We start from the raw sequence: 12,862 nt of genomic DNA, 5'->3' as shown, positions 1-12,862 counted from the left end.
CTGTCCGCCCTGTCCGTCGGGCCGTCAGCCGACCTCGTCGCCGGACGGCAGCGCGCCGCACCAGTCGACGGAACCCGCGTCGATGCTCGCCTCGAGCGCACCGGAGGTCGCGTCGACGATGCTCACCAGCTCGTCGGTCGCCGACTTCGTCGCGACCGCCACGAACTGTCCGTTCGGGGACGGGCAGACCGCCGTGACGCTCGCGTCGTCCGGGATGGTCACCGGCAGCCGGGAGGCCCGCCCACCGTCCACGCGCACGATCCGTGCCGAGACGGTCCCGTCCGACCGCACGTCCCCCAGCACGCGCAGGTACGTGTCGTCCGTCAGCGGGGCGATCCTGCCGAGCACCGCCGCGTCGGTGCTCGCGGCCGGCGCCCGCAGCGCCGTCTTCGCGCCGTCGGTCAGGTCGAGGCGCTCGATGCCCGTGCCGGTCTCGACGACGGCCGTGGTGCCCGAGCCGACGAACCCGTGCAGGTACGTGGCGCTGCCGAGCCGGACGGGGTCGGCACGGCCGCTCATGTCGACGAGCACCAGGTCGTCGCTGCCCGTCCGCACCAGGGCGCTCTCGGTCCGGGGCACGTAGGCCCACTGCCCGACCGTCATCGGTACGGCGCCCGTCTGCGGCTTCCCGTCCTCGGCGATCGCGGTGGGCAGGTGCGTGCCCGTCATGTCGACCACGTACAGACCAGTGTTCCGCGACTGCCCGGTGGACGTGTCGGCGTACTCGAACCCGAACGAGGCCGCGTCGTCGGCGACGTGCAGCGCGGTGACCCGCCCCTGCGAGGACGGCAGGGTGAGGTGCTCGACGGGGGCGTCCGGGTCCTGCACCCCGCCGGACAACGCGACCACGTCGACCGAGGAGCTCGCGTCGCTGCCGCTGACCACCACCAGGGACCGTCCGAGCCGGGCGTACTCCGAGATGTCCGTGCCCTGGTACACCGTCGTCGCACCGCCGGCGTCGAGGGAGCGGCGCACGATGCGGTCCTTCGCACCGTCGGCTCCCGGCACGAGGGCGAGGACGTCGGTACTGCCGGTGCGGATCGCGGCGGTCAGGTCCGCGGTGGCACGCTGCCCCGGAGCCCGGACGTTCGCGACCGTCACCGTGTAGTCGCGGTCGTAGGCCAGGGGTCCGGCGAACTCGACCGCGATCGTGTTGCCGCTCGAGGTCACGGTGTGCGCGGCCGCGGGGCTGACCCGGACGTCGGCGGCGGACACCTGCTGCAGCGCCTGGTTCGCCGTCAGGATCACCCGCTGCGCCGGGCGCGACACCAGACCGGTGGCGTCGTACGACACGTCGCGCAGGCGTGGGCCCTGCTGCGACCCGACGACGGCGGCGAGCGCGGCGACGACCGCCAGGACGAGCACGACGGCGAGGTACCGGCGGTGGAACCGGCGCGTGACCGGGCGGCGGTCGGTGCGCTCAGTACTCGTGCCCGTCTCAGTACTCGTGCCCGTCTCAGTACTCATACGGGTCCTTCGGCTGCGCGATCTCGGTGACCTTCGCGGCCTTGATGACGATGCGGGCGTCGCCGGACTGGTCCGGGTTCGCCGCGAGTGCGCCGGTCACCGTGACCCACTGCCCCTCGTCGGGCTCCGCCTCGGTACGGTCGCCGCCCTCGGTCACCACGCCGAGGCCGACTGGCTGGGCGTCCACGGCGCAGCAGCTGATCACGAACCGGGTCAGGGTGAACGAGCCGTCCTGGCCGGGCACGACGAAGCCGGACAGCCGTACCTGCTTGCCGACCAGGGCCGTGGTGTCGGTGGTCTGCCGGATCAGCGCCGCCCAGTCCTTGACGCCGTACTCCGAGGTGTCGACGCCCTCGCTGCCGAGCAGGGAGACCGCCGCCTCGGAGCCCGTCGCGTTCGACAGGGTCGCCGAGTCCACGCTCCGCTGCTGCGCGGTGCGGGCGGACAGCGTCGTCGGGGGCAGGACCAGCATCGACACGGTGACCCCGACCGTGACGATCGCGGCCGCTCCGCCGAGGGCAAGGCGGACGGCGCGACCACGGCCGGGCCCGCGCCGCCCGTGGTCGTGGTCCGGCTCGTGCTCGTGCTCGTCCGCGTCGTCACCGTGCGTGTGGCCGTGGCCGCGTGCGATGACCACCAGGCCCGCGATCGAGGCGGGTACCGCGACGGCGGCGAGCACGATCGTGAACACCGAGTACCGCGGGTTGATGTACAGGTCGAGGTGGCCCACCAGCGCGAGCCAGAGCGTGCACAGGGCGACCGCCAGCACGGACCCGAGCCCGAGGTAGGCCGGAGCATTGCTGCTGCGTGCGTCAGACGAGGACATTCATCACCAATCCCACGGTGCCGGCGAACAGCACGCACACGACGGCGAGCAGCACCAGGAACCGGACCCGGAACGTCGTGCGGAGCAGGGCGATCATCTTCACGTCGATGATCGGCCCGATGATCAGGAAGGCCGTGATCGACCCGGGCAGGAACGTCGAGGCGAACGACAGCGCGAAGAACGCGTCGACGTTCGAGCAGAGCGACACCGTCATGGCGAGCAGCATCATCGCCGCGACGGACAGCACCGGGTTCGAGCCGATCGCGACGAGCGTGGAACGGGGCACGGCGACCTGGATCGCCGCAGCCAGGCCGGCGCCGACGAACAGGGCCGGCATCATCGTCGCGGTCTCGCCGCCGAACTGCGCGGCGCTCTCCCGCCAACGGTTCCGGCTCCGTGGTGCGCCGATCGCGGCTCGGCACCGGGCCTCGAACGCGGGCAGCAGCAGGTCGGCCGGGCGGCGGTGCGCGGCGACGATCCAGCCGACGAGGTTCGCGATCACGAAGCCGCCGACGATCCGGACCGGCAGGATCCAGCCGGACCAGCCGAACGCCTGCGCGGTGCTGATGATGACGAGCGGGTTGAGGATCGGCGCGGCGACCAGGAACGTGACGGCCTCGGCAGGGGTGAACCCGCGCATCATCAGGCCGCGGGCGAGGGGCACGTTCCCGCACTCGCACACCGGGAACAGCATGCCGATCAGCGAGATCACGGCGCGGCGGCCGAAGGCGTTCTGCGGCAGGACCTTCTCGAGCGCACCGACGGGCACCCACACCTCGACGACGATCGACAGCACGATGCCGAGCACCACGAACGGCAGCGACTCGACCACCACGCTGATCGCCAGCGTCAGGAAGTCCTGCACGACGTCCGGCAGGCCGGCGGTCCCGATGCTCGGGGAAAGCAGCCGGATCCCCAGGAGCACGACGACGGTGAGCAGCACGAGGCCCGGGCCCGTCAGGGAACGGGAGCGGGAGCGCTGCTGCGGCGGCGTGGTCGTCGTCACCCGGAAAGGATAGGCGACGCGTGCTGCGTGGCGGTCCGCGCGCGGCCGCCTGCGCACCGTGCGAGTTCGTTCACCCCGTGCAGGGTTGCTCGCTCGGTGCAGGCCTGGAGCGCCGCACGGAGCCACCAACGACGCACGGGTTCGCGAACCCAGCACCGTGCACGTGCTCCACCGCCAGCCACAACGCCGCACCGGCCCGCGAACCCGGCACCGTGCCGCAGTCAGACCCGGGCGATGCCCGCCACGTGCCGGTCGAGCGTGTCGATCGCCCACGAGGCGTCACCCCCGGGATCGACCCGCACGATGTGCATCGCGAGCCCGTCCACCAGGGCGTGCAGCCGCCGGGTCTCGTAGGGCACGTCGGCGTCCGGCACCCCGAGCGCCCGCAGGATCCGCCCGCACCACTCCCGCATCTCGTCGACGACCCGGTCGTGGAACGGCCGCAGCTCGGTGTCGGTCAGCGCCGCCGTGCCGAGGCCCAGGTAGACGTCGAGCTCGATGCGTCGCTCCTCGTCGAGGGGCAGGAGCTCGAGCAGGACCGCGTGCGCGTACGCCGTGCCCCGCAGGTCCGCGGGCACGGCGTCGATCCGGGCCGCGGTCGCGTCGAACACGAGCTCGAGCGCGTGCGACCGGACGCTCGCCTGGGTCGGGAAGGTGTAGCGGACGGTGCTCGGCGGCAGTCCGGCCTCCGCCGCGACGTTCCGGACGCTGAGCGCCCCGAGTCCGTCGCGGGCGAGCACCCGGCACGCCGCCTCGGACACGGTGCGGCGCCGCTGCTCGACGTCCATGCTCCTGGCCACGACGCCATACTCGCACAGTCGTACGAACTCGTGCTACCGTCGAGGTCGTTGTCGCACAGTCGTGCGACTATGCCACCGAAGGAAGGGAACATCGTCATGGCCTGGGTCATCCTCGTGCTGAGCGGCGTGCTCGAGGCCGTCTGGGCCACCGCCCTGAGCGCCTCGAACGGCTTCAAGAAGGTCGTGCCGACGATCGTGTTCATCGCCGGGATGGCGCTGAGCATGGTCGGGCTCGCGTTCGCGATGAAGTCGATCCCGGTGGGCACCGCCTACGCCGTCTGGGTCGGCATCGGCGCCTCGCTGACGGTCGTCGTGTCGATCCTGCGCCGGCAGGAAGCCGCGTCGCTCGCACGCCTCGGCCTCGTGTTCGGCCTGGTCGCCTGCGTCGTCGGCCTCAAGGTGGTGAGCTGAGGTGGCCTGGATCGTCCTGTTCCTCAGCGCCACGCTCGAGACCGTGTGGGCGACCGCCCTCGGCGAGAGCGACGGCTTCACCCGACCCGGCCCGACCGTCGTGTTCGCGATCACGATCGTGATCAGCCTCGTCGCCTTCGGCTACGTCCTCGAGCACATCCCGATCAGCACCGCGTACGCCGTGTGGACCGGCACGGGTGCAGCCCTGACGGTGCTGTGGGGCATGGCCACCGGCGCCGAGCCCGTCACCGTGCTGCGCGTGCTGTTCATCGCCGGGATCGTCGGCTGCGTCGTCGGCCTGAAGCTCGTGCCGGCCCGTCCGGTCACCGAGCCCGCCGCCCCTCTCGCGAAAGCGACAGATCTCCGCCGATGATCGGCGGGCAACTGTCGCTTTCGCGAAGGTGACGGCAGTGCCATCCGCAGGACTGTCGCTTTCGCGACTCGCGCCGTGGACGTGCGCCGGGGCGGACGGGAGGCGCGGTGCCAGCCGGCGCCGTGCCTCCCGTCCGCCTGTGGTCGCGCCCACCCCGCATGGTGAGCAGAAAAGGTCGGGTCACCTCGCGGGACCCGACCATTCCTGCTCACGAACCGAGCGCTGGGAGCGTCAGACGGAGGCGCCCGTCCACTCGTCCTCGGCGGCGACGTGGTCGCTGCCGACCGTGCCGGCGGCGAGCGCCGCGGCGGCGCGCTCCGTGTGACTCGGCGGGTTCGACGGCACGTCGGACGGACGGCCCTCGTCGTTCAGCTTGCGCAGCTCGGGGACGATGTCCGTGGCCAGGATGTCGATCTGCTCGAGCACGGTCTTGAGCGGCAGCCCGGCGTGGTCGACCAGGAACAGCTGGCGCTGGTAGTGGCCGACGTGGTCCTTCATGGCCGCGTACCGGTCGATGACCTGCTGCGGCGAACCGACCGTGAGCGGGGTCTGGGCAGCGAAGTCCTCCATCGAGGGGCCGTGCCCGTAGACCGGGGCGTTGTCGAAGTAGGGCCGGAACTCGTTGACCGCGTCCTGCGAGTTCTTGCGGGCGAAGAACTGCCCGCCCAGACCGACGATCGCCTGGTCCGCACGGCCGTGACCGTAGTGCTCGAAGCGCTGGCGGTACAGCCCGACCATCTGCTCGGTGTGCTGGATCGGCCAGAAGATGTTGTTGTGGAAGAAGCCGTCGCCGTAGTACGCGGCCTGTTCCGCGATCTCGGGCGTGCGGATCGAGCCGTGCCAGACGAACGGGGGCACGCCGTCGAGGGGGCGCGGCGTCGAGGTGAAGCCCTGCAGCGGCGTGCGGAACTTGCCCTGCCAGTTGACGACGTCGTTCTCCCAGAGCTGGCGGACGAGCGCGTAGTTCTCGATCGCCAGGTTGACGCCCTGGCGGATGTCCTGCCCGAACCACGGGTAGACCGGGCCGGTGTTGCCGCGACCCATCATGAGGTCCATGCGGCCGTCGGAGATCACCTGGAGCATCGCGTACTCCTCGGCGATGCGCACCGGGTCGTTCGTGGTGATGAGCGTGGTGCTCGTCGAGAGCGTGATGTCCTTCGTCTTCGCCGCGAGGTAGGCCAGCAACGTGGTCGGCGACGAGGCGACGAACGGCGGGTTGTGGTGCTCGCCGGTGGCGAAGACGTCGAGTCCGGCCTGGTCGGCGTGCTGCGCGATCGTGAGGATGTCACGGACGCGCTGCGTGTCGTCCGGCGTGGTGCCGGTCGTGGGGTCGGTCGTGACGTCACTGACCGTGAAGATGCCGAACTGCATGATGCGCCGCCTTTCGCGATATCGATGCGTTTGCATCGACTTGCTGGGTACAACGTAGCGTACGCCGGTGCATTCCCACCAGGCGTCAGCGCGCTGCGGGCAGTGCTGCGGGGTCGGTCCGGGCCGCGTGGTGCATGCCGTCGAGGAACCACACCGCGGTCACCACCGCCAGGACGCTCGCGCTCGAGGCCAGTCGTCCGGCCATCAGTATCGCGGCGTGGTCGTGAGCGCCGTCCCCCGTCAAGCCGACGACGAGCGCGGCGACGCCGACGGCAAGCGTGACCCCGGTGGCGACGAGCAGGACGACGCTGACCACCCGGCGCGGTCCCCGTCGGCCGTCCCGGTCACCTCGGAGGCCCCGGTCGACCCTCGGACCGAACGCCCGGACGACGCCGAGCCAGAACATCGCGATCGCGCACGCCCCGATGATGTCGCTCACCCGGTGCCAGCCGTAGACGACCGTCTGGTTGGCGACGAAGACCGCGTAGGCGGCACCGAGCAGCGTGACGATCGGCCGGAAGCGACGGGGCGTGACCATCAGGACGGCGAACAGTGCGGCCAGAGCGATGGTCGCGTGGCCCGAGGGGAACGAGTTCGGCGTCGTCGACTGGGCGATCTCCGGGCGCTCGGCGATACGCTTGACGAGCGTCGAGGTGGCCGCCGACGCGAGCACCACTGCACCCGCGCCGAGCCCCACCGAGAGCCGTCGCCTGGCGAACGCCACCGCGACGATCACGACAACGAGCAACAGGATCACCGGCACCGAGATGACGTTGAGCGCAGTGTCCGAGCTGAACAGGTCGGACTCACGGACCCCGCCGAGCGCGGCGTCCTCCATGCGCTGCCCCACCGGCGTCAGCACCGCGGCCGCGTAGACGGAAGGCACGATCACGAACCCCAGAGCCGCCAGCACACCCCACCGCAACCGCCGCGAGACGCTCGGTCCACGCGACTCCGGTGCATTGCGCTCGGGTGTCAAGGTCACCGGGCTGGTCCTCCTCGGAGTGGTCGTCGTCGGTCTCGTCGCACGCCTGGTGACGGCGCTGCGATTCGGACGGTCGGGGTCGGACACGATACCGTTGGCTCACCGGCCGGAGGCTGGGAACCGCGCGGCCGTCACCCGCGGATCCCGCGCTGTGCCGCTCAGTGCCGCGCCGCTCAGTCCGGCGGGCACCGCCGGACTGACGCACGTCGCGTCGGCAGTGTACGAGGAGGAGACCGAAGTGGCCATCAAGGAACCGGGCATCACCGCCTCACCGAACCGCGGGCTCGCGCTCACGGTCGGTGGCGTCCTCGCACTCTGGGGCATCCTGGGCTTCTTCTTCGCCGCGGACGGCGACCCCGGCTTCTTCAGCCGCCAGGGCGGGATGCTCTGGAACGCCTTCGGGGTCAACCCGCCGCTCGCCCTCATCTGGGTGCTGCTCGCCGCGGTCCTGCTCATCACCGGGCTCGGCACCACCATCGGTTCGCGGAACGGCAACCTGGTCGTCGGCGCCGTGCTCGTGGTGCTGGCGGTCTACGGCTTCGTCTTCGTCAACACCTCGGCGAACATCTTCGCGCTGAACACCACCGACAACGTGTTCCACGCGATCGTCGGGGTCATCTTGCTGCTGACGGCGCTCGGTGCCGACAAGGAGAACCTCCGCGCGCTGCGTGCGGCGGCTCGCGCCTGACTCACCGACACGCTCCCCGACGCCCGTCTGCCGCTCCGGCAGGCGGGCGTCGTCGTGTGTGCGTCAGGCGTCGTCGTCGGAGTCGGGGTCCGGCGCAGGCTCCGACTTCCGGGCCTCGAGTGCCGTCGCGACGATGCGTGGCGCCTCGGACATGAAGCGCCGGACGTCCGTGTCGACGATGATGTCCTGCGGCCGCAGCGGCCGGGTCAGGTACAGCCCCTCGAGCGACGTCAGGCGTGACAGCGCGACGTACGTCTGTCCGGCGCTGAACACCCGGTTGCCCAGGTCGACCACCGCGCGGTCGTAGGTGCTGCCCTGGGACTTGTGGATCGTCACCGCCCAGGCGAGCCGCAACGGGAACTGCTGGAACTCACCGACGGTGTCCTTCTTGAGTTCCTTCTTGTCGGCGTCGTAGGAGTACTTGAACTTCTCCCACACCGACGGCTGGACCTCGAACGACTCTCCGTCGACGTCGACCCACACCGTGTCGCGGATCGCCGTGACGATGCCGAGCGTCCCGTTCACCCACCGCTGGTCGGCGTCGTTGCGCAGGAACATCACGTGCGCGCCGGGCTTGAGCTCGAGGGCTTCGTCGGCCGGGAAGTTCCGCCCGCCGAAGTCGCCGTTGACGTCGGCCTTCGCGGTCTTCACCTTGCCGGGCAACCGTTCGAGCGCCGCCTTGTTGATGCGCGCGACCGTGTCGTTCCGGGTGGCGAGGGTGATGGCGTCGTCGGGCGAGGGCCGTGCGCCCGCGGTGTTCAGCTGGTCGGCGATCTCGGCGGTCACCCGGCCGTGCCGCACCGCCGTGAGCATGGCGGCGAAGGCGTCGTCGCGCTGGCGGTGCACGGTGGCGAGCTCGATGATGTTCAGCTCCGCCTCGAGCCAGACCTTGGCATCGAAGAACCACATCGACCGGTAGTGGTCGGTGAAGTAGGCGCGTTCGTCGGCACCACCCGGGACCGGCGGCAACTGGTACGGGTCGCCGAACATGACCACCTGGACACCGCCGAACGCCTCGAACTGCCGCCCGCGGGCCTTGCGGAGCGAGCGGTCCATCCCGTCGAGCAGGTCGGCGTTCACCATCGAGACCTCGTCGATGACCAGGGTGTCGATGGTGTTCAGGAGCTTGCGGGTGTCCGGTCCCTGGCGCAGCTCGGCATCGGCGATGAGGCCGATCGGCAGGCGGAACAACGAGTGGATCGTCTGGCCACCGACGTTCAGGGCTGCAACCCCGGTCGGTGCGCAGATCACGACCTGCTTCTCGGTGTTCCACGACAGGTGGTTGAGCAGGGTCGACTTGCCCGTGCCGGCACGACCGGTGATGAAGACGTGGTCGCGGGTGTGCTCGATGTACTCGAAGACGGCCCGCTGCTCGTCGCTGAGCTCGACGCTCATCGTGCGTCCTGCTCGAGGGTCTGCGCGTCCACTCCGAGCGTGCGCGCCGCCGATCCAGCGCGCCGCAGCTGCACGAGCACCACCACGACGACGGCCACCAGGAGCAGCACCCCGGCGACCACGAGCACGAGCCCGCCACGGGCCTGGTCGACGAGCGGATCGGGGCCCCACGTCCGCCCCATCGCCCCGAACCACGACGCCTGCAGCAGTCCGAGCGGCCCGCGCATCGCGACGCCGAGCGACACCGCTCCGGCGGCGACGACCGCGGCCCCGACGATCCGGACGATCGCTGCTGCGCGGGTCGGGTACTGCTGGCCGGCCGCGACCGGTGTGAAGAGCGTCGGCATCGCCAGGAGCCCGACGAGCAGGAAGCCCACGTCGATGACCGTGCGCCCCGTGGAGTCGCTCACCGACCACCGGACGGCATCGGTGGCGAAGTACGCCCACCACACCGCTGCGGCGAGCAGGAACGCCGGGAAGGGCTGCACCAGGTAGCGGACCGCGGCGTTGTCGACCAGCACACCGGTCCACTCGCGCACCCCGGTGCTGTCGTCGTCGCGCGGGTGCACCGCGGCCCGGATGAGCACGACGGGAGCCGCCGCCCACACCAGCGCCGGCACCACCAGGCCGAGCAGCACGTGCGCGCCGACGTTCGCCGACACCAGGAACCGGTCGTACTGGTGCAGCGAACCGGACGTCGCGACCACGAGCGAGATGATCGCGAGGGCCGCCGCCACCGAACGGCGCACCGGCCAGTGGACCCCGGCGCGGCGCAGGCGCACGACACCGGCCGCGTAGGTCGCAGCGAGCAGCACGGCGGCCATCAGCCAGAACAGGTCGATGTTCCACTGCGTCAGCCAGCCCCAGGCCCCGGGCGCGTGCGGCAGCAGGTCGTCGGTGAGCAGCTCGGCGGGGCTCGGGTCGGTCGTCTTGCTCAGCGCGATCTGGTCGACCGGGGTGGCCGTGCGTCCGAGCGCCGCGGCGAAGCCCGATGCGACGCCCATCACGGCGAGCTCGACCACGATCAGGGTCCAGAACGGGCGGTGCCGTGCCGGCGCCTCGGTCAGGGAGCGGATCGCACGCCGACGCTGCACGACACCCAGGAGCCCGATGGCGACGATCGCGCCGATCTTGACCAGCACCAGGGTTCCGTACGGCGTGAACAGGTTCGAGAGGGCGCCCACGCGGATCTGCGCCGAGGCGACACCCGACACCGCCACGAGCACGAAGCACCCGAGCGCGATGCTCGAGTACCGCGCGACGACCACGGCCAGGCGGTCACCGGGCAGCACGCCGCGCAGGAGCACGAGCATGGTCAGGCCACCGACCCAGAGCGCGGCGCCGACCAGGTGCAGCCCGAGCGCGGTCACGGCGGCGTCGTGGCTCGCGGTGCCGGCGGCGTGGCCCTGCTGTGCGAGCGGGATGAGGCCGATCATCGAGACACCGGCGGTCAGGGCGACCATGCCCCGGGAACGGACGGCGAAGCAGAGCACCGTGACGGCGGCGGCGACGAGCACCGTCACGAGCCAGGCGAGCCCGAGGTCCGTGCCGGTGAGGAACACGCCCATCGACTGGCCGAACTGCTCATCGATGCTGATCTTCGAGCCGGCGACGCTCAGGAACGTGAAGAAGGTGGTGACCGCGGACGACACCGTCCAGAGCCCGCTGGCGGCGGCCGCGACGTCGATGGCGCGGTTCCACTCCGGCCCGGAGCGCGAGAGTCCGACGGTGGCCAGCGCGAGGCCGCCGATCGTCGCGGCGGCGGACAGGTCCACGACCAACCGGGAGATCGGCAGACCGAAACGGACCAGGGCACCGGGGTCGGCGATCAGCGCTGCGTTCGCACCACCGCCGATGACGAGTGCCGTGAGCAGCGCCACGAACCCGACGAGCAGGAGCACGGCGGGACCGGCGATGCGCGCGATCCGATTCACCCGTCAAGCCTAGGCGGTGCCCACCCGGCCACCGAACCGGCCGGGCCGACCTGTGGGAACCGGCACGGGCCTCCCGGTCGACGCAGCGCGACGAACGCGACCCGACACGACGCGACGCGACCCGACGAACGCGACCCGACGCACCGAACGCACCCTGGAAACGACGAAAGGGACGGCCGAAGCCGTCCCTCCCGATGCGCGGAACAGTCTTACTTGACCGCAGCCTTGAGCTTCGAGCCGGCGCTGACCTTGACCGAGTCGCTCGCGGCGATCTCGATGGCCTCACCCGTCTGCGGGTTGCGGCCGGTGCGGGCGGCGCGGTGCGTCTTCTCGAAGGCGATCCAACCGGGGATCGTGACCTTCGTGCCGTCCGCGACGGACGACGAGACGACGCTGAAGAGCGCGTCGACGACGCCGTTGACGGTGGCCTGGCTCTGGCCGGACTCGGCGGCGACGGCAGCGACGAGCTCGGTGCGGTTCAGTGACTTGTCAGCCATGGATGTCCTCCTCGGACTTCTTGCAGTATCGGTCGGACGGACGTGCCGTCCGGCGCCCGGAGCGGTTGCCCCGTGCCACGGTGCCAGTGGGCCGAGGGCCCGGCGGAACCGGAGTTGAACCTACCAGCCACATCGGACGTTTTCAGCCGACTCGCCCGGATTTCCGGGCTTGTCGCGGGTCCAACGGGGCAGATGTGACCCCTGAGGCGCCCTTGTACCCCGGACACAGCGAACGCCCCGCCACCAGGAGGTGACGGGGCGTCGGGTACTGCGAGTGCTTACCAGGAGCTCTTCGTGATGCCGGGGAGCTCTCCACGGTGGGCCATGTCGCGGAAGCGGACACGGCTGATGCCGAACTCACCCAGGTGGCCACGGGGGCGGCCGTCGATCGCGTCGCGGTTGCGGTAGCGGATCGGGGATGCGTCGCGGGGCAGCTTCTGCAGGCCCACGCGAGCGGCCTCACGCGACTCGTCGGAGCCGTTCGGGTCCACGAGGGCCTTCTTCAGCTCGAGACGACGCTCGGCGTAGCGCGCGATGATGACGGCACGCTGGTTGTTCTTCGCGATCTTGCTCTTCTTCGCCATGCTTAGCGCTCCTCACGGAAGTCGACGTGCTTGCGGATCACCGGGTCGTACTTCTTCAGCACGAGACGGTCGGGGTTGTTCCGACGGTTCTTCTTGGTCACGTACGTGAACCCGGTGCCCGCCGTCGAGCGGAGCTTGATGATCGGACGGATGTCCTGACCCTTTTTCGCCATCAGATCTTCTCCCCACGGGCGAGGACGTCCTTGACGACGGACTCGATGCCCCGCGCGTCGATGACCTTGATGCCCTTAGCGCTGACGTTGAGCGTCACGTTGCGACGCAGCGACGGCACGTAGTACGTCTTCTTCTGCACGTTCGGGTCGAAGCGGCGCTTCGTCCGGCGGTGCGAGTGCGAGATGTTGTGACCGAAGCCGGGAACGGCGCCGGTCACCTGGCACACTGCTGCCATGGTTTCCTCCTGAGGTACCGTGCGACCGGACGGCCGCACCCAAGTTCACTTGCCTGGTGCGCACGCGCAGGACCACCGGAGTGGTGCATGCGAGGGGGTTGTGCACACCGCCCAGG

At 70.7% G+C, this 12,862-nt stretch carries 15 protein-coding genes; 3 read left to right on the top strand and 12 right to left on the bottom strand.

All coding sequences use genetic code 11. The features are described from left to right. Positions 1-24 precede the first annotated feature (24 nt). The 4 genes from EDF33_RS04950 to EDF33_RS04935 all read right to left on the bottom strand — a co-directional run bounded on the left by EDF33_RS04950 (position 25) and on the right by EDF33_RS04935 (position 4,099). Positions 25-1,467, bottom strand: coding sequence for a hypothetical protein (locus EDF33_RS04950; protein ID WP_132099428.1), 1,443 nt, complete (start codon positions 1,465-1,467; stop codon positions 25-27). Continuing rightward, entirely contained in the window at positions 1,457-2,293 is an 837-nt protein-coding gene (locus tag EDF33_RS04945) for a TIGR03943 family protein (protein ID WP_132099427.1), read from the bottom strand. Before EDF33_RS04945 ends, EDF33_RS04950 begins: the two co-directional genes overlap by 11 nt. Then, entirely contained in the window at positions 2,280-3,299 is a 1,020-nt protein-coding gene (locus tag EDF33_RS04940; RefSeq protein WP_132099426.1) for a permease, read from the bottom strand. Before EDF33_RS04940 ends, EDF33_RS04945 begins: the two co-directional genes overlap by 14 nt. A 221-nt stretch (positions 3,300-3,520) precedes the next feature. Beyond that, positions 3,521-4,099, bottom strand: a complete 579-nt coding sequence (locus EDF33_RS04935; RefSeq protein ID WP_165918714.1) for a TetR family transcriptional regulator C-terminal domain-containing protein — start codon at positions 4,097-4,099, stop codon at positions 3,521-3,523. Between the two features lie 96 nt (positions 4,100-4,195). Between EDF33_RS04935 and EDF33_RS04930 the strand changes: the two genes are divergently transcribed. Further along, positions 4,196-4,510, top strand: coding sequence for a multidrug efflux SMR transporter (locus tag EDF33_RS04930; protein WP_123293830.1), 315 nt, complete (start codon positions 4,196-4,198; stop codon positions 4,508-4,510). Between the two features lies 1 nt (position 4,511). Further along, entirely contained in the window at positions 4,512-4,883 is a 372-nt protein-coding gene (locus tag EDF33_RS04925; RefSeq protein ID WP_132099425.1) for a multidrug efflux SMR transporter, read from the top strand. A 231-nt stretch (positions 4,884-5,114) separates the two neighbouring features. Here EDF33_RS04925 and EDF33_RS04920 read toward each other — a convergent pair whose 3' ends face one another. Beyond that, on the bottom strand, positions 5,115-6,254 hold the full coding sequence (locus EDF33_RS04920) for a CE1758 family FMN-dependent luciferase-like monooxygenase (protein ID WP_123339972.1): 1,140 nt from the start codon (positions 6,252-6,254) through the stop codon (positions 5,115-5,117). Positions 6,255-6,339: 85 nt separating this feature from the next. Continuing rightward, positions 6,340-7,239, bottom strand: coding sequence for a phosphatase PAP2 family protein (locus tag EDF33_RS04915; protein ID WP_131844768.1), 900 nt, complete (start codon positions 7,237-7,239; stop codon positions 6,340-6,342). Between the two features lie 238 nt (positions 7,240-7,477). Here EDF33_RS04915 and EDF33_RS20065 point away from each other — a divergent pair, with 238 nt between their 5' ends. Further along, the gene (locus EDF33_RS20065) at positions 7,478-7,927 is read left to right on the top strand and encodes a DUF4383 domain-containing protein (RefSeq protein ID WP_165901145.1); all 450 of its coding nucleotides are present in this window, start codon (positions 7,478-7,480) and stop codon (positions 7,925-7,927) included. Positions 7,928-7,990: 63 nt separating this feature from the next. Here EDF33_RS20065 and EDF33_RS04905 read toward each other — a convergent pair whose 3' ends face one another. The 6 genes from EDF33_RS04905 to rpmB form a co-directional block, all read right to left on the bottom strand. Beyond that, complete coding sequence (locus EDF33_RS04905) at positions 7,991-9,322, bottom strand: AAA family ATPase (protein WP_132099424.1); 1,332 nt, start codon at positions 9,320-9,322, stop codon at positions 7,991-7,993. After that, positions 9,319-11,256 (bottom strand): cytochrome c oxidase assembly protein, encoded by a 1,938-nt coding sequence (locus EDF33_RS04900; protein WP_132099423.1) that lies wholly within the window; start codon positions 11,254-11,256, stop codon positions 9,319-9,321. The genes EDF33_RS04905 and EDF33_RS04900 overlap by 4 nt, the downstream gene beginning before the upstream one ends. A gap of 209 nt (positions 11,257-11,465) precedes the next feature. After that, positions 11,466-11,753 (bottom strand): HU family DNA-binding protein, encoded by a 288-nt coding sequence (locus tag EDF33_RS04895; protein WP_111085379.1) that lies wholly within the window; start codon positions 11,751-11,753, stop codon positions 11,466-11,468. A gap of 278 nt (positions 11,754-12,031) precedes the next feature. Beyond that, on the bottom strand, positions 12,032-12,337 hold the full coding sequence (gene rpsN, locus EDF33_RS04890) for a 30S ribosomal protein S14 (protein ID WP_111085378.1): 306 nt from the start codon (positions 12,335-12,337) through the stop codon (positions 12,032-12,034). A 2-nt stretch (positions 12,338-12,339) separates the two neighbouring features. Next, positions 12,340-12,510 (bottom strand): 50S ribosomal protein L33, encoded by a 171-nt coding sequence (gene rpmG, locus EDF33_RS04885; protein ID WP_017886456.1) that lies wholly within the window; start codon positions 12,508-12,510, stop codon positions 12,340-12,342. Beyond that, entirely contained in the window at positions 12,510-12,746 is a 237-nt protein-coding gene (gene rpmB, locus EDF33_RS04880; RefSeq protein WP_111085377.1) for a 50S ribosomal protein L28, read from the bottom strand. The genes rpmG and rpmB overlap by 1 nt, the downstream gene beginning before the upstream one ends. Positions 12,747-12,862 lie beyond the last annotated feature (116 nt).

The organism is Curtobacterium sp. PhB146 (genome assembly GCF_004342995.1).
Taxonomy (GTDB): domain Bacteria; phylum Actinomycetota; class Actinomycetes; order Actinomycetales; family Microbacteriaceae; genus Curtobacterium.
The sequence above is the reverse complement of the archived record's forward strand: the minus strand, read 5'-3'. Positions and strand labels throughout refer to the sequence as shown.